Origin of the sequence: Thorsellia kenyensis (assembly GCF_042432445.1) — a bacterium.
GTDB classification, from domain to species: domain Bacteria; phylum Pseudomonadota; class Gammaproteobacteria; order Enterobacterales; family Thorselliaceae; genus Thorsellia; species Thorsellia kenyensis.
Window position 1 is genome coordinate 41,581 of the sequence record NZ_JBHLXE010000016.1, and the last position, 26,398, is coordinate 67,978.

Annotated in this window: 18 protein-coding genes; all 18 read right to left on the minus strand. The window is 35.7% G+C overall.

All coding sequences use genetic code 11. From position 1 onward, the window contains the following. Positions 1-206 precede the first annotated feature (206 nt). Entirely contained in the window at positions 207-1,856 is a 1,650-nt protein-coding gene (gene pgi / locus ACFFIT_RS01615; protein ID WP_385875772.1) for a glucose-6-phosphate isomerase, read from the minus strand. A 248-nt stretch (positions 1,857-2,104) separates the two neighbouring features. Beyond that, positions 2,105-2,527, minus strand: coding sequence for a GNAT family acetyltransferase (locus ACFFIT_RS01620; RefSeq protein WP_385875774.1), 423 nt, complete (start codon positions 2,525-2,527; stop codon positions 2,105-2,107). A 30-nt stretch (positions 2,528-2,557) separates the two neighbouring features. Continuing rightward, positions 2,558-3,157, minus strand: coding sequence for a PqiC family protein (locus ACFFIT_RS01625; RefSeq protein WP_385875776.1), 600 nt, complete (start codon positions 3,155-3,157; stop codon positions 2,558-2,560). Between the two features lie 62 nt (positions 3,158-3,219). Then, entirely contained in the window at positions 3,220-4,974 is a 1,755-nt protein-coding gene (gene pqiB / locus ACFFIT_RS01630; RefSeq protein WP_385875778.1) for an intermembrane transport protein PqiB, read from the minus strand. Positions 4,975-5,038: 64 nt separating this feature from the next. Beyond that, positions 5,039-6,295 carry a membrane integrity-associated transporter subunit PqiA gene (gene pqiA, locus ACFFIT_RS01635; RefSeq protein ID WP_385875906.1) on the minus strand — a complete coding sequence of 419 codons (1,257 nt, stop codon included), beginning with the start codon at positions 6,293-6,295 and terminating at the stop codon, positions 5,039-5,041. A gap of 138 nt (positions 6,296-6,433) precedes the next feature. After that, entirely contained in the window at positions 6,434-7,714 is a 1,281-nt protein-coding gene (locus ACFFIT_RS01640; RefSeq protein WP_385875780.1) for a serine hydrolase, read from the minus strand. A 441-nt stretch (positions 7,715-8,155) separates the two neighbouring features. Next, entirely contained in the window at positions 8,156-9,640 is a 1,485-nt protein-coding gene (gene phrB / locus ACFFIT_RS01645) for a deoxyribodipyrimidine photo-lyase (RefSeq protein WP_385875782.1), read from the minus strand. Beyond that, entirely contained in the window at positions 9,612-12,764 is a 3,153-nt protein-coding gene (gene ydiJ / locus ACFFIT_RS01650; protein WP_385875784.1) for a D-2-hydroxyglutarate dehydrogenase YdiJ, read from the minus strand. The genes phrB and ydiJ overlap by 29 nt, the downstream gene beginning before the upstream one ends. Positions 12,765-13,208: 444 nt before the next feature. Beyond that, the gene (locus tag ACFFIT_RS01655) at positions 13,209-15,080 is read right to left on the minus strand and encodes a SurA N-terminal domain-containing protein (RefSeq protein ID WP_385875786.1); all 1,872 of its coding nucleotides are present in this window, start codon (positions 15,078-15,080) and stop codon (positions 13,209-13,211) included. Positions 15,081-15,196: 116 nt separating this feature from the next. Next, the gene (gene hbs, locus ACFFIT_RS01660) at positions 15,197-15,472 is read right to left on the minus strand and encodes a non-specific DNA-binding protein Hbs (protein WP_385875788.1); all 276 of its coding nucleotides are present in this window, start codon (positions 15,470-15,472) and stop codon (positions 15,197-15,199) included. A 466-nt stretch (positions 15,473-15,938) separates the two neighbouring features. Further along, complete coding sequence (gene lon, locus ACFFIT_RS01665) at positions 15,939-18,302, minus strand: endopeptidase La (protein WP_385875790.1); 2,364 nt, start codon at positions 18,300-18,302, stop codon at positions 15,939-15,941. A gap of 237 nt (positions 18,303-18,539) precedes the next feature. Continuing rightward, positions 18,540-19,889: an ATP-dependent protease ATP-binding subunit ClpX gene (clpX, locus tag ACFFIT_RS01670; RefSeq protein WP_385875792.1), complete on the minus strand. Its 1,350-nt coding sequence runs from the start codon at positions 19,887-19,889 to the stop codon at positions 18,540-18,542. Between the two features lie 196 nt (positions 19,890-20,085). Then, positions 20,086-20,706, minus strand: coding sequence for an ATP-dependent Clp endopeptidase proteolytic subunit ClpP (clpP, locus tag ACFFIT_RS01675; protein WP_385875794.1), 621 nt, complete (start codon positions 20,704-20,706; stop codon positions 20,086-20,088). A 197-nt stretch (positions 20,707-20,903) separates the two neighbouring features. Next, the gene (gene tig, locus ACFFIT_RS01680; RefSeq protein WP_385875796.1) at positions 20,904-22,250 is read right to left on the minus strand and encodes a trigger factor; all 1,347 of its coding nucleotides are present in this window, start codon (positions 22,248-22,250) and stop codon (positions 20,904-20,906) included. Between the two features lie 275 nt (positions 22,251-22,525). Beyond that, positions 22,526-24,193, minus strand: a complete 1,668-nt coding sequence (gene ettA / locus ACFFIT_RS01685) for an energy-dependent translational throttle protein EttA (protein WP_385875797.1) — start codon at positions 24,191-24,193, stop codon at positions 22,526-22,528. A 303-nt stretch (positions 24,194-24,496) separates the two neighbouring features. Beyond that, complete coding sequence (locus tag ACFFIT_RS01690) at positions 24,497-25,510, minus strand: ketopantoate reductase family protein (protein ID WP_385875798.1); 1,014 nt, start codon at positions 25,508-25,510, stop codon at positions 24,497-24,499. 108 nt (positions 25,511-25,618) lie between these two features. Next, a complete protein-coding gene (gene pspC, locus ACFFIT_RS01695) occupies positions 25,619-25,966 on the minus strand; it encodes an envelope stress response membrane protein PspC (RefSeq protein ID WP_385875800.1) in 348 nt (115 codons plus the stop codon). Continuing rightward, positions 25,966-26,352: a hypothetical protein gene (locus ACFFIT_RS01700; protein ID WP_385875802.1), complete on the minus strand. Its 387-nt coding sequence runs from the start codon at positions 26,350-26,352 to the stop codon at positions 25,966-25,968. Before ACFFIT_RS01700 ends, pspC begins: the two co-directional genes overlap by 1 nt. Between the last annotated feature and the right edge of the window lie 46 nt (positions 26,353-26,398).

The following is a 26,398-nucleotide window of genomic DNA, read 5'->3' on the forward strand; positions in this document are numbered from 1 at the left end:
TTGTGAAGCATATAAGCATATATCACTAATTCAAATACTGTCTATTAGTCAGGATGTGTCCTAGTTTTTTTCAAGAAGATGGGCTTGCTAGTTTTGACAGGCATGCAACAAAAAACCCTAACTGAGTAGGGTTTTCGTTATAACGCGTTGACTCAATCTGAAACTTAAGTACTATTAAAGTTAAGTACTATTAAAGTTAAGTACTATTAAAGTCTCCAACTCTTATAACAATTGATCAACCCATTCGTGGATACGTCATGTGTTACCACTTCTTTATCATCAGCCAGTTCTGGTAAAATTTTATTAGCCAATTGTTTGCCTAATTCAACACCCCACTGATCAAAAGAAAAAATATTTAAGATAACTCCTTGAGTAAATATCTTATGCTCGTACAGCGCGATTAATGCGCCAAGGGACTTAGGAGTAACAGATTTTAGTAATATTGAATTCGTGGGTCGATTTCCTTTAAATACTTTAAATGGAACGATATGTGCAGCATCTTCAATAGGTTTGCCAAGAGAAAGAAACTCTGATTCAACTTGTTCTTTCGTTTTACCAAATGCCAATGCTTCCGTCTGTGCAAAGAAATTTGACAACAATTTTTCATGGTGTGTTGAAAGAGGATTGTGGCTATTAGCTGGAGCAATAAAATCGCAAGGGATCATTTTAGTCCCTTGATGAATTAATTGATAAAATGCATGCTGGCCATTAGTTCCTGGCTCCCCCCAAATAATTGGGCCAGTTTGATAATCAACTTCATCACCATTTCTATCTACAAATTTACCATTCGACTCCATATTACCTTGCTGGAAATAAGCAGAAAAACGATGCATATATTGATCGTAAGGCAAAATAGCTTCCGTTTCGCAGCCATAAAAATTATTATACCATATTCCTATTAATGCCAAAATAACAGGTAAATTTTCTTCAAATGGTGTTTCTTTAAAATGATTATCCATATCATGAGCACCTTGCAAAAGTGCCTCAAAATTGTCAAAACCTATAGATAAAGCAATAGATAAGCCAATAGCAGACCAAAGAGAATAGCGGCCTCCGACCCAATCCCAAAATTCAAACATATTGTCAGTATCAATACCAAATCGGCTGACTTCTCTACTGTTAGTAGAAAGTGCCACAAAGTGCTTAGCAACAGCAGACTCTTCTTTTGCAAATGAGAGTAGCCAATCTCTTGCACTATGTGCATTTGTCATGGTTTCTTGTGTTGTAAATGTTTTTGAAGCAACTAAAAATAGTGTCGTTTCAGGATTAATTTGCTTTAATACTTCAACAATATGTGTGCCATCGACATTCGAAACAAAATGCATGCTAAGGGGAGTTTTATAGGGTTTTAAGGCCTCAGTAACCATTAAAGGACCTAAATCCGATCCACCTATACCAATATTAACCACATCAGTGATACTTTTACCTGTATATCCCTGCCACTCACCCGATAACACTCGAGTGGTAAACGCCTTCATTTTAGCTAAAACGGCATTTACTTGGGGCATTACATCTTCGGAATCAACTAAAACAGGTCTATTACTTCTATTTCTTAGGGCGACATGGAGTACACTTCTGTCTTCTGTTTTATTGATTTTTTCTCCGCTAAACATCGCATTTATTGCAGTACTGAGTTCAGTCTCTTGCGCTAATTGTAAAAGTAAGGCAAGTGTTTCATCATTGATCAAATTTTTAGAATAGTCTATCAAGATATCTTCGCCAAAAACTTTAGAGAATTTTTGGAAGCGAGTTGAGTCATTGGCAAAAAGTTCGTTGAGCGAAGCATATTTCATTGTTGCAAAGTGGGTCGTTAGCGCTTGCCATGCTTTTGTTTTTGTTGGATTAATATTTTGCATAAATTCTCCATAAAATTTGAAAAAACAGATTGAATGTTCAGTAAGGTTATAGCTTCATTCGTTATCTCACTAAATCAACTCATTATAACATTTGGTATATTTTGTATTGATAAGTTACTTTGAAACGTCTTGAAAAGCCATTCATAAGAGCATCAGTCTACTCTTATTTGATTAAAAAGTAATTAGGCTACGCATTAAGAAAGTCAATACTGATTGATGTGAAACAAATGATAGATTAATTAAGTAATTTATTCCGCTTTGTGCAGGATCGTTTTTTCTAGTACTACTATATTTCGTTCATTATATGACAAATTTTCAAACATATGGATCAGCATATAATTTTCACTACTAACAGAAAATTCGAGTTTAGGGCACCCCATAGCACTCAACTTTTTTTCAAGTCGAGTGATTAATGCATTAGCAATACCTCGCCCCCGAAATTCAGGATGAACTGCTAAATGTGATCCTGTGCCTGTTTGTCCATTATAGCCACCTAACAAAGTACCTACGACTTGACCAGAAGCTTCAGCAACTAGAAAAAGGGAGATCCCATGAGCTAATTTCAACTCAATGTCTAACTCTAAATCCCCCTCATCACTATTCAAATGGCAGCGTTCCCATAGCGTAATCACACTATCAAAGTCTTCATCTTTGAATGTACGGATAATCATGATCACCTCAGTTTATAAAGAAAGAGTATATCAGTTTATTTCTCTGATTTTTTGCGCTATGAGTTCAATCTCTTTTTGCCACAAAACGGCAAGTTGTCTGACTGATTCTTCATATCCATCTTTTGTAAGTAATGTCTCACTCTTAAAAGCTTGAGTGATTGTCTTGCCTGATTTTGAAGTAATATTAAATCGACCTGACATCACGACCTTACCGTCAAATCTAGGATGAAATTCCAAAACACTGATTTGAACACGATAATCAGCTTGAGAGTTGCCTTGTCTAGTAATAAAAAAACCAGATAAAATTGCATTTAAATCAGTTTCAAAGGCTACGGAAAGTTGTTCTTCTAATGCGCTTGCCCATAGATGATTTTGGGCTAAGGTATAATTGACATCACTGGTTTGAAATGCAATGTTCCTTGAAGCTAATTGAGAAGATAAAATAATAGGTTCTATCCACACAACGGGTAAAGACCTGCCGATTTGATCTGACTGGGCTGATGAAGTAGTTGTATTGAAGGGAAGTTGATAATAATTAGGACCTTCTTGCGCCGATGACCCACAACCAGCCAAAAATGTTACTCCAATAAATACTAAGGTACTTTGGATAAAACGGGTGAGTTTAAACATAGTACATTTCCTCTGTTTATTAGTAAATGGCCTCATGTCGTATGCACATGAGGCGTTTGAAATTATGGCTTAGCGGCTTTTGGTACAGGATCAACCGTTGCTGGAGCTTCGAAAATGAGCGCATTACTTTTTTGGTTTAATGTCTGTAATAAAGGCTGTAATTCTCGCAACGTTTGTTCTAATCTCTGTAGTGTTTGTACCGAAGAGGAGTAACCCTGTGAGCCTGGTTGTAACCCTTCAAGTGTGGTATTTAATTCATGCAATGTTGTCTTCATCACAGCAGGCAATTCTTGAGTGGATTGATTACTCAATAATTGATTAACACTGTGTAATGTATCATTCAATGCCACTAACGTTTCTTTGCTCGTTTCAAGTGTGCCAGTCGCTTCTTGTATGAAATTTTCTACAGGTAGTTTATTTATTTTATCCAAGGTTAACATGACTTTTTGCTGAATTTGAGCAATTCCGCCACTGACTGTCGGTAGAACACGATAATTGGCAAATGTTTGCTTTTCTTGCACTAAAATATCATCTGGATAAAAATCCAAATCAATAAATACCGCCCCAGTCAATAGATTTGCTGCTTTTAGAGAAGCCCTTAATCCCTTGATATTACCCTTTTCATACTGCTCTACGACATTAAATTGTTCACCTAATAGCTCAGTGAAACGTGCAGGTTCAATATGAATTAAGATCGGAATCACCAAATTATCATTCTTCACAATTTGCTCATCGTTAATATTCATAGGCGCTTCAATGACTGTTCCTAAACGAATACCCCTAAATTCAACCGGAGCACCAGGTTCTAAACCCCTAATTGATTCACTGACCAATATAACGTAAGGATCAAATTCTTTAAATTCACGCTCTAAGATATTGGTTCTGTTATTAAATAATCGAAACGAGGTATTATTGGCAACTTTTTGACCAGCAGACCACCCCTTAGGCACGTCAAAACTCACGCCTCCGCTGAATAGGGTGGCTAAAGATGACATTTCAAAACGAATCCCTTGAGCAGAAACATCAACATTTACACCACTATCTTTCCAGAATCTTACATTCTCAGTAATCAGATTATCTAAAGGAGAATTGATAAAAAGCTGATACTTCATTTTTTTAGTTTCATGATTAAAGGCACTTGTTTCCACAGTACCGACTTGATACCCTCTGAATAATACAGGATCACCCGCTGCTAATTGACCATACTCATCACTTTCTAAAAATATACGCAGTCCTTTTGCATCTGGGGCAGCGATAGGTGGCGCATCGAGTAAAGCAAATGTATTATTACTTTCTTTGCTTACCCCAGGTAATAACTCAATATAGGGACCAGATAAAATGGTACCTAAACCCGAGATTCCACTTTTATCAATCTGTGGTCTAACGACCCAAAAAGCACTGTCAGTCCTTAAAAAATCTTCCTTACCATCAGATAAGCGGGCAGTCAGAATCACTTGTGAAAAATCGTCACTGAGCTCAACACTTTCTACGATTCCTACATCCACATTACGTGTTTTAATTCTTGTTTTACCGGCCTCAATTCCTTCAGCCGTTGAAGTCGTCAAAGTCACCTGTGGCCCTAAAGAGCTATAATGCTCATAAATAATCCAAAGGCCTATAAAAACACACAATATAGGAACTATCCACACAGGAGACCAGAAACGTTTAACTGCTTTAACTTCTGCCAGAAACCCCTCACTATTGTTTTCTGAGCCTTCGAGTGAGTCCTTATAATGCTCTTTTACAGGGGGATGCTCACTACCTGCATTTTTGTTAGTTTCAACCTGTTTTGACATTGAATCAGTTTGTTTTGTCATAGTCTTTTATCATAAACCCTATTAAGATTAAAATTATTCATTGAATTGTGTTACAAAAATAGCTTTAGTTCACCTTTGCACGTTTATTTTTTTCCAGCCTATCCCACATCAGTCTAGGATCAAAAAACTGCGAAGCTATCATAGTTACTATCACCACAAAGGCGAAAAAAATGACACCTCTTGCTGGGAATACCGCCATAAGATTACCAAAACTTACCAAACCTACTAAAACAGCAATAACAAAAACATCCACCATAGACCAACGGCCAACAAATTCTACAACTTCATAAACTTGCATCATGCGATGACCATTTAACACTTTTTTAGTTTTTGTGCACCAGCATAGCCAGGCAATTGCAATCATTTTTAAACTAGGGACTAGCACACTGGCAATAAAAATAATTAACGCAATAGGCAATGCCCCTTCATTAATTAATAAAATAACTCCTGCCATGATAGTCGAATCAATACTATTACCAAAAGCAGAAGTATTCATAATCGGCAGTAAATTAGCGGGTAAATATAAAACAATAGATCCTATAAGTAACGCCATTGTGATTTGGATACTTTGCGGTTTACGGACAAAACTATGCGCGTAACATCTTGGACATTCTATAGAAGCGTTTTCTAATATAGCACCACAACAGCCACATGATTTGACTCCTTGGCTAATCCCTGTTTTTCCTGGCTCAAGTAACCGTATTTTTGGTTGTGATTCAACCAAATCCCAAAGCCATTTCTTATCAGCATATTGAAAAGCTCTCACATGAAGAACACAATACGCGCAAAAAGCGATAAAACTTGGCCCTACCCCTACTTGCCCATAGCTAATTAATTTAACAAAACTAACCAAGACTCCAACAAGAAAAATTTCAACCATACACCAGTGTTTCAATCGAATTAACCAGCGCACTAAAAATATCTTCACTGCTTTCGGTAAATTGGCTCTGCTACTGATACAAAAGAGCGCAAACATACAAAATGCGGGTAAAATTTGCACAAACACCATAAACAGAAAAGCTAACAAATCATATCGTTGCTCAACCATAATATCTAAGATAGAAACAAGCGAAATATCACTGCTTAAACCAGCTACATTTAAGGTAACAAAAGAGAATAAATTAGACAATACCAGCATAAAAAGTGCTGCAAGACTATAGGTTGAGGCTCGCTTAAAAGGTTCACTCCACAGAGTACTTAGCGTAGTTTCACAGCGTGGACACTGTGCTTTTTGATTTGCATTCAAAGAGGGCATATCAACCACAAGATCGCAATGTGGGCATAGTGCTTGGTGTTTTGACTTCGGCAAAAGTTTAGCCATAGAACTGTCTTTTAAATTCTTAACAAAATGAGCCATTCGTATTCCATCATAAGTGTTTTAGGCATTTATCACTCAATGCTTAGCAGTTCATTTTAGTAGGTTCAAATTATTCTAGAAAATGATCAAATGTTTAAACAATTAACTAAACCATCCAGAAACGGTTAAGACAATGAAGTCCCATAATCGACTGAAAAAACCACCTTGTTCAACGGCCTTTAATACCACAAGCGGTTTTTCAGCAATAACAGTTTCCCCTATCTTAAATACAACTTTCCCTACTTCCTGTCCTTGATTTAATGGAGCTTCTAAGACTGTCTGTGAAAGGGTTTGTGTTGCTCTTAATTGATTTGCTTGGCCTCTTGGGAAAGTAAGAACTGCATCTTCACTTAATCCTAACTCAACTTCATTTTGAGCACCATACCAAATAGGTTGCTTAGATAAAACAGTGCCTGCTTTTGCTAGTGTACGTGTTTCAAATGCTCTAAAGCCAAAGCTGAGTAGTTTTTCAGATTCACTAAAACGTTTTTTATCACTTTCGGTTCCTAAAACAACCGCAATAAGGCGCATTCCTGTGTCATCATACGCAGAACTGACAAGATTATAACCAGCACCGCTGGTATGACCTGTTTTTAGTCCATCAACTTTAAGTGTATCGCTCCAAAGTAATCGATTGCGATTCATTTGCTTAATTTTACCGTAAGTAAATTCTTTAATGCTGTTAAGCTTATATTCTTCTGGTAAATCTTTAATAAGCGCTTTAGAGAGAAGTGCCATGTCGCGTGCAGTACTGAACTGACCATCCATATCTAACCCGTGGACAGTTTTAAAATGGGTATTAACCAGTCCCATTTGTACACTATATTCATTCATCAACTGAATGAATTTTTCTTGTGAACCAGAGACATGCTCAGCTAAAGCTATAGCAGCATCATTTCCAGATTGGACCACTAAACCTAAATTTAGATCTAAAACTGATACACGTTGATTGGGCTCTAAAAACATTAAAGAGGAACCTTTCAGTTCCGGATTTCCTTGAACCCACGCATTTTTACTTACAGTGACAATATCTTCGTTAGCAATTTGGCCTTTTGCTAGAAATTGACCTACAACATAACTCGTCATAATTTTGGTCAAGCTTGCTGGCGCCAGTTTCATATCGGCATTATATTCCGCTAAGACTTGACCATTGGAGGCATCCATTAAAATATAGGCTTTTGCTTCAATAACAGGCACTTCGATAGGAGCACTAGAGGTCTGAGCTATTGATTGCAAATTTAAATTAGTTTCATTAGTTGTTTGTGCAAGTGACTGACTACTATAGATAATAATGACACTCAAACAACAGACAAAAAATAAAGGCCAAAAACCTTTTGTTATATTAAATAGCGTGTTTTGTTTGCCTTGCTTTGTAATTTTCATACCTATCCTGTTTACCTTATTACCTAATTTTGCTAAAAAATTTTTTATATCTTTTCAAGCGAATCTAAATAACTGATGTTACGTAATATTCACATACAGTAAAACACAAAACCACCACGGAAATTCTGTTTTTTGCTCGCTCTTAGAAACTTATCTGCTGATCTATTCACTATTTGATGTTGTTTGAGTTTATCTATGCCCTCAAAAAATCTTGCTCACTCATTCATCTAAAGAGTAATAATACCTTGAAACGCAGTTAAAAATTAACATTTTATTGTAAAGAAACTTAGAGATACAAACAAGCTTTATCCTCTCGATGTAAACACTTTTTATTTTCAGTCTAAGTTTTTGGGATAATGTAACCATCTGAACCTCTTCAAGAGAGATTCCCTTAATGCGTAATAGCCCCTTAAGCTATTGATATAAAATTTACTTACTCTTTTATTCTAACGCTGTTCCAAAGGATTTAGCTTTTTCATAAGCTGCTAGCGTTTGCTCTCTCATGCGTTTATGTTCCACTATGGGTTTAGGATAATTAAGGCCAAAGGGCGCATTTTTTGCAAAAGGTTCATGGATAGTGGAAGAAGAGAGTTTTGCTAATTCTGGAACATATTTACGAATAAAATGTCCCTCTTCATCAAACTTTTCACTTTGCGAGGTAGGATTAAAAATTCTAAAATAGGGCGCCGCATCACATCCTGTTGAGGCTGCCCACTGCCATCCCCCATTATTTGCTGCAAGATCACCATCGACTAGTTTAGACATAAAATAGGATTCACCTAAGCGCCAATCAATCAGTAAGTCTTTAACCAAAAAACTGGCTACAACCATTCTTAATCTATTATGCATCCAGCCAGTTTGGTTTAGTTGACGCATAGCTGCATCTACAATAGGATAACCGGTCTTTCCCTCTTTCCATGCATCAAATAAACTCATATCATTACGCCATTCAATATTTTTGGTCCACTCAATCATCGGTTGATGCTTACATAAAAATGGAAAAGCCACAATCAAGTGTTTATAAAACTCTCGCCAGATGAGTTCATTGAGCCAACAGAACGCCCCCGATTTAGGCTCATTAAAAACGTTTGGATGCACCATCATTAAACGTCTTACACATTGCCTTGGGGACAATAAGCCATGCACTAAATAGGCGGACAGTCGGCTGGTTTTATCCTGGTACGGAAAATTCCTCACTTCATCATACTTAGCGGCGTGCTCAGTACAAAAAACGCGTAAACTGTTGATTGCTTCTGTTTCAGAAACTTTAGGTAGATTTTCTAGTATCGATTGGCAGGTGTTTTTCTCATAATATTGTACTAGATCCTTACAAGAAATAACTAAAGATTCAAATTGTCCATCTAAAACAAAAACGTTTTCAGCTTTTTTATCTGGTGCCTTAGATACCCTAAGATGCTGTTCAGTGAGTACTTTCAAAAATGCATTACGAAAAGGAGTAAAAACCTTATACATTTCACCTTGTTGGGTAAGCACTTTCATTGGAGGGACTAATACACTGTCATCAAAATCAGCTATGTAAGCCAAACAATCTATTTCGTTGATCCATTGATGGACTTCTTTATCTCGCGCAAGTTCATTAACTTCATATTGTTTATTAAAAAAAAGGGCATGGACATGATGCATTTGAACAAATGAATTGAGCAATTTTAAAGACGCCTTAAAATCGGTACTCTCTAATACATAAAAAGGAATATTAAGTTCCCTTAACTCTGCGTCTAATGATTGAAGCTGTCTAGCAACAAAAGCTCTTGCTCCCATTGATGTTTCATGTTTATCCCATTGCGCTTCAGTATGAATATAAATTGCCACTGTTTGGGCATCTTTATCCTCTACAGCAGCTGTCAATGCTTGATTATCAATCAGCCTTAAATCTTGCCTAAACCACATTAAATGAATTTTTTTCATGATCATTACCTTGTAAAATATGCAATAAGGCGCTAACAGGATGAAGTAGCTCTTGGCTAGAAAACCTTTTAGCCTGACTCCTACATGAAAACCCAGTAGCCAAAACTTTACCTTTTTCTTTTTTATCCAATTTTTCTTGCCAAGACATGACAAAAAGGGCTTTGCTTTCTTCTACATGCTCAACTTCATGACCATAAGTACCAGCCATACCACAGCAACCTACGTTTTCACTGAGTAAAGATTGATTAAATAACGCAAAAATACGTTGCCAATCTGAAAAACTTGAAACAACTTTAGTTCGCTCGGTGCAATGTAAAAAAAGTGTCCATGCCGAACTTTCTTCTTTTAAATTATTTCCTTTCTGTACTGCAGCCATAAGTCTATCAATTTCTTCTTTACGATGTTCAAGACAAGGTAATAACCATTCTTGAATAAGCGAGACCTTAAATTGTATTGTCTCTTTTCCCAAAGTTTTTACATATTCATCTCGATAGCATAGAACTGTTGCCGCATCAACACCAATCATGGGTATATTTAGCTCAGCAATTTCATTTAAGTAATCCGCTGTTTGTTGAACCGTTTTATGAAATTTATTGAGTATGCCTTTGACTTGTTGTGCTTTACCATTTGCTTTAAATGGTAAAATTACTGGTTTAAAGCCTAATATATCCAATAATTGCAGCAGATCCTCTAGGACTTTTGCTTCATAAAACGTAGTGAACGCATCTTGGACTATAAATACATAATCTTTTCGCTCGTTCGAATTTAACTGTTTAATTGCTTCAATCGATTTAAAAGCAGATGGATGCCTTTCAACTCTTTGCTTGAGTGTCGGTATTGCTAATGCAGGTAAATCCTGTAATCCAACTATTTTTTTAATCATGTGCTCAGAAAAACGATTATTAACTACTATGTTAGTTGCTTTAGGCACTTTAGCTAAGAAAGGCACTAAGGTTTCAATATGGGCTAAGACATGATCTTTTATTGGTCTAAGATAACGAGAGTGATACATATGATAAAACTGCGCTTTAAAATCGGGAACATCTATTTTAATAGGACATTCAGTTGCACATGCTTTACATGATAGACAACCATCCATAGCTATTTTAACTTCATGAGAAAAATCATACTCGCCTTTACGTTTTGATAGTGTATTCTTAGTCTTCTCCACAATTTCTCGAAAAAATCGAATTGATGTGACACTTTTATTCATAGTCAAGGCTTCATTGAAATCTTTTGGAGTTACTCCCTTTTCAGTCAATAAACGCAGCCACTCTCGCACAAGCATAGCTCTTCCCTTAGGCGAATGTAAGCGATTCGACGTTACCTTCATAGATGGACACATGACCGCATGTTTATCGTAATTAAAACAGAGTCCATTTCCATTACATGACATAGCCCCAATAAAACTTTCTCTAACCACTACAGGAATCTGGCGATCATAAGCACCTCTTTTCAATGATTTAATTGAAATCAATTCCGCTGTATCACTTTGAATAGGTGTACATATTTTCCCAGGATTTACTCGATTATTCGCATCGAATGCTCCTTTGATGATTCTTAGCGCTTTGTATAGTTCAGGGCCGAAAAATTCAGGGCTATAAGCAGCTCGGTAACCTTTACCATGTTCTCCCCATAAAAGGCCGCCATATTTCTTTGTTAATCTCACAACATCTTCTGTAATGGTGTGTAATAACTCTTCTTGCACAGGATCAATTAAATCTAATGCAGGTCTGACATGAAGTACACCTGCATCAACATGTCCGAACATGCCATAGGTTAATCCATAATTATCTAATAGTGCTCTGAACTCTAATATATAATCAGCCAATGAATCAGGGGGAACACATGTGTCTTCTACAAAAGCAACGGGTTTTTGCGTACCTTTAGTATTACCAAGCAATCCGACGGCTTTTTTGCGCATAGCATATACGCGTTCAATTTCTTCTACTTTATCGCAAAGCCTATACCCAAGCACTCCTTGCCCCATTTGTATTGAGTCATCCAACATCTCACATAACGTTTTTACCTGTTGCTCTATCAAAGCCTCATCATCTGAGGCATATTCCACCATATTCAACCCTTGTATCTTATCTGTATCATCTAGGGCGCTAACAAGATTATTAACAGTTGACCAAACAATATCCTCTTTTGCCAAATTTAAAACACTTGAGTCAATTGTTTCAACAGATAGTGCGTTAGCTTTTAGCATAACGGGAGCTGCTCTTAGTGCAGAATCAAACGAATCATAATTAATATTTATTAATCGTCTATGTTTAGGCAGCGGAGTGATGTTTAATTTTGCCTCAGTAATGAACGCTAAAGAGCCTTCTGAACCTGCAAGAATACGGGTCAGATCGAAACGATTAGTCTTATCATCTAACGCATGCTTTAAATCATATCCTGTTAAAAAACGATTTAGAGGGGGGAATTTTTCAATGATTTGCTCTTTGTAGTCTAAACAGGTCTTTATCACGTGATGATAGATTCGTCCTGTAGGTGTATTTTGTTTAGCTATCTCTTTTGCTATCTCTAAAGGCATTGGAAAGGCTTCTAATAAATCTCCTGATATCAATACCGCATTTAATCCTAATACATGATCGGATGTTTTACCATAAACCAAAGAACCCTGTCCACTGGCATCTGTATTAATCATTCCACCTATTGTCGCTCGGTTACTGGTTGATAGTTCGGGAGAGAAAAAGTACCCCAAAGGTTTTAAAAAAGCATTTAATGCATCTTTTACTACACCCGCTTCAACTCGGATCCAACGCTCTTCAACGTTAACTTCCAAGATATGGTTCATGTGCCTAGACATATCAACCACAATACCGCTGGTAAGTGATTGACCATTAGTACCCGTACCACCGCCTCTTGGGGCAAAGCTGAGTGTTTGATATTCCTCAAGCCCTGCTATTTTAGCCATTAAACTGACATCTGCGGTAGACTTAGGAAAGATAATCGCTTGAGGTAAAGATTGATAAACGCTGTTATCTGTCGCAAGTGTTAATCTATCAGAATAGGTATCAGTGACCTCACCTGTAAATCCTGATGCTTTCAGTCTTTTTAAAAATTCAGTCACTTGTATGTTGTTCGAAGGAGCGCTAGTTAATTTGGGGATCATCTTCTTTATCCTATATTAAACAGTAACTTTGATATTTATTTAATCAAGTCCATCGTATTTTTATACACTTAATTGTAACGCGACTTTTCCATCAAATCGAGAAGGATAAGAGGTTCACGTTTTATCCGATTAACATAAACGTACGTATAGTTAACTATACAACTGATATTAATAAATACCTAACTTTCTGTGAAACGTTCTCAACTTATTCAGATTTAATAAGTCAAATAGTTGGAGAACTTCAACCCTTTGATTGGGCGTTACATAATGTATGTATCAGCTACAAGCATTTCACCAGCTATTCATCTTGATAAGTTGGAATGGACCTTTTACCTAAGCTGTCGTTTCAAAACTTTATTCTACTTGATTCTTCAACTGTGACTTTGCTGGGTAAACGTAAAAAAAAAGCTGCACGAGCAGCTCTTTTAATTTTTCGTTCGCAAATTAGAGTGCGGAGGTATCTAGACCGATATCACCATACTCAATTTCAGCGCCTGCCTTAAGTTTTTTCAATAAACTTTCAGAAAACTGTCTTGCCTTTAAATTATTAAGGCGTGCTTCGAAATCTTTATACTCTTCTTCAGAAGGTGTTGGGTATTCAATATCATCAAATGCGACAATGACTCTTTCACCATTTTGCTTAGTTATTGATTGATAAGTTGACTCACCCTCTTTCGGTAAGGGTAGTGCAAAAATAGCTTTAAGATACTCAACATCTTGACGATATTCTGGTTTATCAGAATCAGCGGTGATAACTTCTTGATTTTTAAATTCAGTTTTCAGGGCATTCAATGCACCCTCTTTCTTGTTTTCAAGGTCAGTTATTGCTTGTGCCGTCAATGTATTTAACTCATCTTCAGATTTCTTAAGTTTCAAATCAGCAGTTACTTGCTCTTTGATTTCATCAAATTTTTGTAACGTTTTTTCTCTGTGCTCATCAATACGAAGTACAACCACTTTATCATCTGAAAGTGTTATGAGTTCAGAAAATGCATCGGGTTGACCTGCTTTTTCTATAAAGTCACTATTAAAAGCATCAACAAGAATCGGCTCAAAGTTAAGCGGTTCTGGAATATTTTCTCTATCAAACAACTCTGTTGTCATAATCGTTAAATTAGCAACTTTAACTATTTCATCTAATGATGGGGAATCTCCCGTTAAAATATCACTGACTTTTTGTTGAGCTTCAAAAAATAAGTCCGTTGATTTTTCAGCTTTCATTTGAGTTACAAGGGATTGATACTCTGGGGTACCGACTTCTGGCATTGAATCATCAATATCAACAAGTTTAGCCACAATAAACTGTTCATTAAATGGAATAACAGAGGATAACTGACCTTTTTCTTTTAAATTTTGGGTTTTTAGTTCAGCAAAAGCATCTGGTAGGTCTTGTACACTCATCATACCTAATTCACCACCACTTGCTTTGGTACCAATATCTAATGAACGTTCTTTGGCTAAGGTAGCAAAGTCTGCCCCAGCGTTTAATTCTTCAAGGATTTTTTCCGCATCTGCTTTTGAAGCAACCTGGATAATTGCGAAATTCTTATCCGCTAGAAAACTTTGATAGTAGGTTTTCACTGCTTCTTCATTAGCATCAATTCTATTAAGAAAATCGGTTCTATCGATCATCACGTAGCTGAGTTTAATAGCTTCAGGTAGAGTATATTTTATTTCATTTTCCTCATAAAACTGCTTTAACTCTTCATCAGTTACAGACTGTTTCTCAGTAAACACTTTTAAATCTATAGGCGCTGTTCTGATGGTGCGTTTTTGTAAGAATAATTTGCCGTAATCATCGATTTCGCTAGGAAGAGTAAATACAGTATTATTTAACTCTTGCAAAATAAGTGGGGTTAACTCTTTTGTACGAATGTACTCAGCAAGTTGATCTCCAGTTAAAAATCTTTCATTCAAGAAAGCTTCGTATTTTTGTGTGTCAAATTGACCTGATTCATTCAAGAACATTGGGTTTTGTGCAATCAACATTTTAATTTGATCGTTAGAAATCGTAACATCCAATGATTTTACAAATTGTTCTATCAGTAATTTATCGATCACTGACTTTAAGACTTCTTCTTTGAGTGTATCAATAGCTTCATTATCCGCATCATCAGGTAATAAATATGAGCGATTTTGGAATAAATCATTAAACTCCTGAAGTGAAACTTCATCTCCGTTGACTTTAACTGCATAAGTAGGTGCTGCCGCTATATAGTAAAAGCCCCCTGAAAGGATAAAAGAGAGAATAATTACGCCAAGCAATATTTTGAATAATATATGCTGAGCAGCACCGCGGATCCTGTCCATCATCATAATTGAAACACTCCATCATTTTTCTCTATTAAATCAATGAGAAAATTACTATGATTATTAAATAAAAAAAGCGCAAACAGTATGCGCTCATAAATAGATAAATAAATTAGTTATAATTATTTATTAACAGATTCTTTTAGCGCTTTACCTGCACGGAAGCCTGGTACTTTGCTTGCAGCGATATCAATTTCTGCGCCTGTTTTAGGATTTCTACCTTTACGTGCAGCTCTTTCACGAACATCGAAGCTACCAAAGCCAACTAAAGTCACTGTGTCACCTTTAGATAAAGCTTCAGTAACACTTGAAGTAAATGCATCAACAGCACGTGCTGCAGCTGCTTTAGATATTTCAGCTTTACCCGCGATAGCTTCAATTAATTCAGACTTATTCATTTTAACCTTCCTTTATCATTTTAATTATTAAAATTTGGTTAAGCGAGCCTAACCGATACGCAAATTTAAAGAATCCATATTTTACTCTGAAACTTGTGTGATTACCTACTATTTATTTTCAGTATTGCTCAATAAATAGACATAAAGACACTTTATAGTGTTTTTGAGCCGTTTCAAAGTACATTATTTCAAAAGTATAAAGCCTAAAAGCAAACATTTCAACTGTTGACAGCCTTTCATTACATAAATTTTATATATTTTTAAGTACTTTGTAAAAATAATAACCTTTCATGTCCATTAATTAGCGTATTTAAATGCTTACTCTTTTTAGAACTGAGCACGTAAACTATTAGCTTAATTGTCAAACTATTCACTAAAATAAGCTGAGTTTTCGATGGGACTATAATACACTAGATTCTCTTTCCCAATCGAAATTAATAACAAAAGTGTGCCTTATCTCATAACCTTATTTGTCGATACTAAACCCGAAAGGCGGATTGACCAGCGCTAAAGACAACACTTCATCGACATGACTCACAGGCTTCACTTCAAGAGAAGACAGAATATTTGCAGGGAGCTCTTCAAGATCTTTAATATTATCTTTAGGTATAATCGCTAGTTTAATCCCCCCACGATGCGCAGCAAGTAATTTCTCTTTTAATCCACCGATTGCGAGCACCTGACCTTGAAGAGTTACTTCTCCTGTCATAGCAACATCTTTTCGAACTGGATTTCCCGTCAACGCAGATACTATAGTTGTACACATAGCTATCCCTGCACTAGGACCATCTTTAGGTGTCGCTCCTTCAGGCACATGAACATGAATGTCTCTTTTTTCATAGAAATCTTCATTGATACCTAATTTGTCAGCTTTTGATCTAACAACAGTCATTGCAGCCTGAATTGATTCCTTCATGACGTCACCAAGGGAACCTGTGAAATTTAGTTTACCTTTACCCACCATGCTAGCCGCTTCAATATTCAATAAATCTCCGCCAACTTCTGTCCAAGCAAGCCCTGTGACTTGGCCAATACGATGATCTTTATCAGCACGTCCATAATCAAAACGCTTGACACCAATATATTCAGAAAGGTTTTTAGCATTCACTTTAATTAAGCTAGGCTCATCAACGCTAATTAATGATTTAACCGCTTTTCTACAGATCTTCGCAAGCTCTCTTTCCAAATTTCGAACACCTGCTTCACGAGTATAATATCTGATGATATCAACGATTGCGCTGTCTTCTATTTTTAATTCCGTTTTTTGCAAGCCATTACGTTCTAGCTGTTTTGGTAAGAGATGCTTTTTAGCTATATTCAGCTTTTCATCTTCGGTATACCCTGATAAACGAATCACTTCCATTCTATCAAGTAGTGGCCCTGGAATATTTAAAGAGTTTGCAGTAGCCACAAACATCACATCAGATAGATCATAATCGACATCGATATAATGATCATTAAATGCATTATTTTGTTCAGGATCTAAAACCTCCAGCATAGCAGATGCAGGATCTCCTCGCATATCTGATGCCATCTTATCAATTTCATCTAATAAAATAAGAGGATTGCTCACTCCAACCTTGGCCATTTTTTGAATTAACTTACCAGGCATTGCACCAATATAGGTCCTTCTATGGCCTCTAATTTCTGCTTCATCGCGAACGCCACCTAATGCAATACGTTGATACTCTCGCCCCGTTGCTTTAGCTATTGATTGACCTAATGAGGTTTTACCTACACCTGGAGGACCTACAAGGCATAGAATAGGCCCTTTTAGCTGCTTCACGCGTGCCTGTACTGCAAGGTATTCTAAAATGCGTTCTTTCACTTTTTCTAAGCCAAAATGATCTTTATTAAGTGTCAATTCAGCTTTTTTTATGTCTGTTTTAATTTTACTTTTATGAGCCCAAGGCAATTGAATCATCCAATCAATATAGGTGCGTAGTACTGTTGCCTCAGGTGAAGAAGATGACATCATTTTTAATTTATTAAGTTCAGCAAGTACTTTTTCTTGAATTGCTTCAGGCATCTGCGCTTTTAATATTTTTTTATTCAATTCCTCTAATTCATCATTTTGAGGATCTAGTTCACCCAATTCTTTTTGTATAGCTTTCATTTGTTCATTGAGATAGTACTCTTTTTGACTCTTTTCCATTTGTGACTTAACACGATTGCGGATTTTTTTCTCCATTTGCAAGACTTCTATTTCTTTAGTCATTTTTTCCATCAAAAAGTCAAAACGTGCCAATAAGTTTCTCATTTCAAGCAAATCTTGCTTTTCTGATAATTTAAATGGCATATGTGCAGTAATAGCATCCGCTAATTTTTCAGCATCCTCAATTTCCTCGAGGTTAGCTAAGACCTCTTTTGGGATTCTCTTACTTAATTTAATATAGCTTTCAAAATGCTCAAGCAATGCATTAACAAGCGCCTTTTTTTCTTTTTTTACTAATGCTTTTGTTTGAAAAAGTTGAATTTCAGCACTCAAGAACTGTACTTCCGCAATAGGATTTTTTTCCAAAATTTCAGCTCTTTCTGTTCCTTCAACTAAAACTTTTACTGTACCGTCAGGTAATTTAAGCATTTGTAATATATTGGCAATTGTTCCTATTTGATATAAATCATCAAAGCTAGGATCGTCTATTGTCGACTCTTTTTGCGCAACAAGTAAAATTTGCTTAGTATTTAACATCGCATATTCTAAGCTATCAATTGATTTTATTCGCCCTACAAATAAAGGAATAACCATATTGGGATAAATCACTACATCACGAAGGGGTAAAACGGGCAATATTGTCGTTTGCTCTTCCGTTTTAATATTCTCAGCCATTTTATTTTCCTCTTAGGCGCTTTTAATACTTTATGTATGCTTTTAAATATTGAGTATCCGCACTCAAATTCAAAAAAAATTTGTTCGTTAATGAGATAGAATATTGGGATTATAAATGAGTTTTCAACTGGTAGGGAGAATTTATCTTTAACTAGACAAATTTGAAGAAAAAAGTCTTTTAAACTAATAGGACGCCTAGTTTATCCGCATAAGCAAATAAACTAGGCGTTTTAAAAATTACTTAGCTGATTGCTTAGTATCAACCGTTGTTAATTTTTTTGTTCCTTTCGCTCTTGTTGATTTTTTTACTGACGGAGCGTTCGTCTCATCTGCTTTTTTTAATGACATGGTAGGCATTTCATTTTCAGTAATCACGCGTTCATCTACATACACATGATTAACCTCTTTTAAGGAAGGTAATTCATACATAGTTTCGAGTAACGCTTTTTCCATCAAAGAGCGTAATCCTCTAGCCCCAGTTTTTCTTTCCAATGCTTTTTTAGCCATTGCGGTAAGCGCTGCATGAGTAAATTCAAGTGTCGCACCTTCATATTCAAATAAAGCTTGATATTGTTTTGTTAACGCATTTTTAGGCTCAGTTAAAATCTGGATAAGTGCCTCTTCATTGAGTTCTTCAAGAACCGCAGTCACAGGTAAACGACCAATAAATTCTGGGATTAATCCAAATTTAATTAGATCTTCAGGTTCTACCTTACTAAATAATTGTGTGTCGACTTGTTTTTCTTTCGCAGTTTTAACTGTCGCAGCAAATCCAATGCTGGTACCCGTGTTAACCCTCATACCCACAATTTTTTCTAAACCAGCAAAAGCACCACCGCATATAAATAGAATCTTAGATGTATCCACCTGGATAAATTCTTGTTGAGGATGCTTGCGTCCCCCTTGAGGTGGCACTGAAGCAATTGTTCCCTCAATTAATTTTAATAATGCTTGCTGTACGCCTTCACCAGAAACATCACGTGTTATAGAGGGATTATCTGATTTACGTGTAATTTTATCTATTTCATCAATATATATGATCCCTCTTTCTGCACGACTTGGATCATAATCACACTTTTGTAGTAGTTTTTGCACAATATTTTCAACATCTTCACCAACATATCCAGCTTCTGTAAGAGTAGTAGCATCAGCCATAGTAAATGGCACATCTAACATTTTAGCCAAAGTTTCAGCGAGTAAAGTTTTACCACTACCAGTGGGTCCTATGAGAAGAATGTTACTTTTGCCTAATTCAATTTGTGACTCACTGTTCATACTATTTCTTAGGCGTTTATAGTGGTTATAAACTGCTACTGATAATACCTTTTTCGCTTGGTCTTGCCCAATCACATAGCTATCAAGATGAGCTCTAATTTCATGGGGAGTCGGCAACGGTTTTGTCGTATCATCATATGACATTTCTTTAATTTCTTGCCCAAGAATGTCAGTACATAATTCAACACATTCATTACAGATATAAACTGAGGGTCCTGCAATTAATTTTTTTACTTCATTTTTACTTTTACCGCAAAATGAGCAAAATAAGGTTTTATTTCCCTCATTGTTATCTTTTTTCTTATCAGTCATGCTCTAACCTCAATAAAGGCAATTAGTTACTCTAATGCGTTTGTTATAAGTTCAATTAATCTATTAACGTAATCATGGCATTTATCCCATAACTAAAAGGTGATAACTATCTATATAGTTTAATGGATTTAAAGTTTATATAGATAAAATAGATGACGTTTCAGATGGGCTTAAAATCCATACTTTTATGATTATATTATGCTGGACGTTGCGTTAATACTGAATCAATAAGACCATAATCCATGGCCTCTTGTGCACTCATAAAATTATCTCTTTCAGTATCTTTTTCAATTTGTTTTACTGATTTTCCAGAATGTTTCGCCATCAAGGTGTTCATTCTTTGCTTTATTTTCAACATTTCTTGTGCGTGAATTTGTACGTCAGTAGCTTGACCTGAATAGCCACCAAGAGGCTGATGAATCATCACTCTTGAATTAGGAAGACAGTGTCTTTTTCCTTTAGCACCAGCAGTTAATAAAAACGCTCCCATAGAACACGCTTGCCCCATACAGATTGTGCTTACATCCGGTTTAATAAATTGCATGGTATCATAAATAGACATACCAGCTGTGATAACGCCACCAGGTGAATTGATATAAAGATAGATATCTTTTTCTGCACTTTCAGACTCTAAAAAAAGTAACTGAGCAACAATAAGATTAGCCATATAATCCTCGACTTGACCAGTCAAAAAGATAATTCTTTCTTTTAATAGACGTGAGTAAATGTCAAATGAACGTTCACCCCTTGGGGTTTGCTCAATAACCATTGGCACAAGTGCCATTTGTTCAGCGAGAGAATGTGTATTATTCAGCATCTTATTTTCCTTAAACATGACAAAAAGTGAGTGTTTGAATTAATTATATTAAAACGAAGATAATACTCATTCTAATATAATTAAGCCAATAAAATAAAATTAAATTCTTTTCATTAAAATATAGTCAACTTAATCAGAAGTAATGCGCAAAAAAGCCCGCAAATAATGCGGGCAATTGTCTGTTGAAAAATATTAAATTACATACCCATCGACGGGTTTTGTTTTAGCAATTCAGCAAAAGAAGACTTAACTTCCGTTACTTTCGCTTTTCCTTCAATGGTATCGACTGCTTGTTGCTCAAGAGCTACATTACGAATAGAGTTCATTAAGTTTTTATCTTTATTATAATGTTTTACCACTTCGGCTGGATTTTCGTAAGCAGAAGCAATTTCTTCAATCATTGTTTTAACTAATTCTTCATCAACTTTTAATTCAAAATGACTGATTGCTTCTGATAACAGTAAACCAATGCTTGATCTTCTTTTTGCTTCTTCTTCAAAAAGCGCATCAGGAAGATTAGAAGGATCCATCTTATTTGCATTACCAAAACGCGCTAAGGCCTGTTTTTTAAGATTATCTATTTCTCTTTTTACAACAGCATTAGGTACAGTTACTTTATGGTTTGCTAAAAGCCCATCAAAAATTTGTGCTTTGACATTATTTTTGATGACTGCTTTTAATTCACGAATCATATTTTTCTTAACTTCAGCTCTTAATGATTCAAGAGTGCCATCCTTAACACCAAAACGCTTAATGAAAGAAGCGCTGAATTCTGGAAGTTCACGCTCTTCAACTTTGGTTAGCGTTGTTTTGAAGATTGCTGCTTTACCTTTTAAGTTTTCGGATTGGTAATCTTCAGGGAATGTCACATTAATATCAAAGCTCTCGCCTGCTTTACGTCCCACGATAGCATCTTCAAATCCAGGGATCATACGATTTTCATTCATAACAAGAACAAAATCTTTAGCTTCTCCGCCTTCAAATACTTCACCATCAACTTGACCCACAAAATCAATAGTTACTCTTGCTTCTTTTGACGCAACGGCTTCAGATACAACCCAAGTAGCTTGTTGCTTACGTAATGTATTTAGCATTTCATCAACATCACTTTCTTCAACTTCAGCAACTTTTTTTTCTATTTCGATTTTATCTAAATCTTGTAATTTTATTTCCGGGAATATTTCATATTCCACTTCAAAATTTATATCAGAATTAGGTTCAAACTGATGTACGTTAAATGTTGGGTCACTCGCAGGCATGATTTTTTCATTTGATAAATAGTCAAAATAAGTTCTTTGCAGTAACCCACCAATCACATCTTGCATAATTGAAGCACCAAAACGTTGCTCAACAATATTTAAAGGGACTTTACCCTTACGAAATCCGTCAACACGAACAGTTTTAGATGCTCTAATTAATTCAGATTGCATTGCTTTAGCAAAAGCATCAGCGGTAATGGTTAATGTCGCCTTACGAACTAATTCACTAGAAACCTTTTCGTTTTCAGTAGCAACTGCAGGTGTATTTTCATCAGCAACTGACATGGTCATTCCTCAAAAATTTTTAATTAATTTAAAATCAATATCCTACCAAAAGCCATTCAGGTAAGATACACAGTGTATCAAATTACTGGCCATTAAATACGCCAGTATCCATTCAAAATTTAGAATCAAGGCACAGAAGTATAGCGATTTACACGCAATTAGTCGAGAATGAATTTTCTTTTCATAAATGAAATTCATGGAGTTCGGCTAAAAAAATTTATCAATTAATGAATTTTACGTGCTAACTGGCCTTAATTGTCTATTTAATACATAACTTATTTGCTTATTTTTTTATACTTCATGCGCTTAGGTTCTAATGCATCTGCGCCCAAAGTGCGTTTTTTGTACTCTTCATATTCAGTAAAGTTTCCTTCAAAGAATTCAACTTTCCCTTCATCTTGATAATCGATAATGTGTGTAGCCACCCTATCAAGGAACCAACGGTCATGTGAAATGACCATTGCACACCCTGGGAATTCAAGCAGAGCATTCTCAAGAGCACGAAGTGTTTCAACATCTAAATCATTCGTTGGTTCATCAAGAAGCAATAGATTACCGCCGACTTGAAGTAATTTAGCAAGATGCAGTCGCCCTCTTTCACCACCAGACAATTCACCAACCCTTTTACCTTGATCAACCCCTTTAAAATTAAAGCGTCCAACATAGGCACGGCTTGGGATCTCAAACTGACCTATTTTCATGATGTCCAATCCACCAGAAACTTCTTCCCAAACCGTTTTTTTGCCATCCATATCGTCTCTAAATTGATCAACAGAGGCGACTACAACCGTTTCTCCAAGATCAATAGAGCCACTATCTGGTTGCTCTTGTTGCGTAATCATTCTAAATAGTGTGGATTTACCCGCACCATTAGGACCTATTATCCCTACAATAGCCCCTTTAGGTATAGAAAAACTTAAATTTTCTATCAAGACCTTGTCACCATAGGACTTATTTAATCCATTTACTTCAAGTACTTTATCACCCAGTCTAGGTCCAGGTGGAATAAACAATTCGCTCGTTTCATTACGTTTTTGATATTCAATACTGTTTAATTCTTCAAAACGAGCTAAACGCGCTTTACCCTTAGATTGACGCCCCTTAGCTCCTTGCCTTACCCACTCGAGTTCTTTTTCAACTGATTTTCGATGTGCAGCTTCTGCTGAAGCTTCTTGCGCTAAGCGTTGATCTTTTTGTTCAAGCCAAGAAGAGTAGTTGCCTTCCCAAGGAATCCCCTCCCCTCTATCTAACTCTAAAATCCAACCTGCCACATTATCTAAGAAGTATCTATCATGGGTAATTGCCACAACTGTACCTTCAAAGTCATGTAAAAAACGTTCAAGCCATGCAACTGATTCAGCATCTAAATGGTTGGTAGGCTCATCAAGAAGTAACATATCCGGTTTTTCAAGCAATAGACGACACAGCGCCACTCGGCGACGTTCCCCACCAGATAAATTACCGATTTTCGCATCCCAAGAAGGTAATCTTAACGCATCAGCTGCTCTCTCTAACTGCGCCTCAATATTGTGTCCATCTTGTGCTTGTATGATGGCTTCTAATCCTTCTTGCTCTTTAGCTAACTTATCAAAGTCAGCATCAGGATCAGCATAAAGTGCATAGACTTCATCTAAACGTTTAATCGCATTCACTACCTCAGATAAAGCCTCTTCCACTGATTCTCTAACTGTATGTTCTGGATTTAATTGTGGTTCTTGCGGCAAGTAGCCTATTTTTAAGCCTGGTTGAGGTCGAGCTTCTCCTTCAAAATCTTTATCAACACCCGCCATAATACGTAAAAGTGTAGACTTACCTGCACCATTTAACCCAAGCACACCAATTTTAGCACCAGGAAAAAAACTTAATGATATATTCTTAAGAATATGCTTTTTAGGTGGGACAACTTTTCCCAGTCGATGCATTGTAAAAACAAATTGTGACATTTAAACCTCTCTGTAAGATACTAATATAATTCCTATTTATTACAATTACCGATTACTTTCGTTTTTAGAGATCAATAATTAACAAAAAATATGTCAAGTCTACCTTTTAGCGTAAAAATGTAAAGTGATTTAATCCATTTACTTTTTTTCCTTTATCTTGTGTATATGTTTAGCCAATAGTTACTTAGAAAAAAAAGTAAAAAATCAAAACGGAATGTTTTAAGACGACTCGAAAACCAACTTAACAACAAAATCCACTCCAATAGCCTGTTTAGTTTTTAAATTTGAATTTTAATTCTAGTTTTAATGTTTGATGGGTTCTCTTAAAATTCTTTTCTTCACCTCTTCATACAACAATTGGGTGGCCGGTAAATCTAAACACATAAGGGCGGATTTTTTTAAGATATATCCTGATATTTCCTCAATTTCCAATCGTCTAGAGGCCAGGAAATCTTGAAGCATTGAGGATTGATTGTACTGAGTTTTTTGAATAACATCCATAAGTTTGAAGTATAATTCATCTCGACTTAAATTTTGGCTTATTGCATTACTAGAATGCAGGGCTGAGTGAAATAGCAAAATTTCATCAATCAGCAAATTCAACTCATTTATATGGTCAAGTAAACCACCATTTAAACATTGATATTTTACAGTTAATGGATTTATCAAAGCATTAATATACAATTTTTCCAATTGATAATAAGAAATTTCATGCACTCTATGGATTAATGATATCTCACCATTCTCTAGAAAAAGAGACTCGAACATGGTAAGAGCTTCATTCTCAGTATGCCTTCGCTCTTTTTTGTTCAACTCAGTAAAACTCATACAGCTTTTGCTTTGTATTGAAGAAGTAAATATTTTTCCATAATATGACATACCCTTTGATACAAAGTGCGTTCCTAAAGAGTCAGTATACGCAGCCATCGTTGTTATGACTTGATAGAATTGATGTTTCCTATGTGGCAATCGCGCTTCGATTTGCTCTTTTATGCCCATGCCATTATTGATTAAAATAATCGGGACATCACAAGGTAGGATTTTATCAAACTGTTCTAAGATCTCGATAATTGAAAAAGCTTTGACGGTAAGCAAGATAAGATCGCTTTGTGATAACATTTCAAAATCATTACATGCGACATTCAGCTTATGGCTCACGCCATCAGTATCATTTAAAAGATATTCACAATTCATTTTCGTATGGTGGCGAACAATAGCTTGAATAGACAAATTCCTACTGTTCGCTTTAAATACTATTACTTTTCCTAAAGCTCCTAATCCTATAAGTGTGATTGTTTGTTTGGGCGCATGATTCACTCGATTCACTCTTTCAATAACTTATATACAGGTTTCAAATTGATAGGTTTAAAATTCGTAGCTACACGTCAAAAAAACACTATGACCTCTTTTAATACGACAATAATTTTACTTTAAATCTTTAAATTTTTTGTCTATTTCATAATTTGTTGAAATAATATACTTTTCTAAGTTATTGACCCTTTGTTGAGATTGACTGAATTGGGCATTCAACTCTTCAATTCGACTCTTAAAAGGCTTCTTTCCTTGTTGTTGAATTGCCTCAATTGGTTTATCATCCAATAAAAAGACCAAAATAAAATAGACAACCATTGTAATAACAAAAAAACCCATAAAAAGAAATATAACTGCGATGATTCTTATCAGGCTAACAGATACTCCTAAAAATTGAGCAATACCAGCACACACACCACCTACCATACCTTCATTGCTTAGTCGATATAATTTCTTATTCATTAGACATTTCTCCAATTAGGTAATTGCGTGTCAAGTACAGTTTCCAATCTAAAAATATGTTGTTCTAAATAATTCAGCTCCTCTGCCACTTTGTCAATCACTGTTGAAGCTAAATTGTCAGAGCGATTCATTTTTATTTCATGCACAGCTATCTTAGGTATAGATAATGAAGGAAAATCTGTAGTTAAAATAGTTTGTAATGACTCAACTCTTGCTACCATTCTTCTTCGATGTTCTTCAAGCATAACAAGCTCTTGCCAATTATCATCTGTCATATAATTCACAGCTTTTTTCTTGCCTTTAAATAAGCTGAGTGTAAGCAACAAAATAATAATCAAAAGCAATATTGGTAATAAGATAATCAAAAAAATTATGTTAAATAACATAGAGGCCCCTAACCTAAAAATTCACTACGTAATTTGATAACCAGAC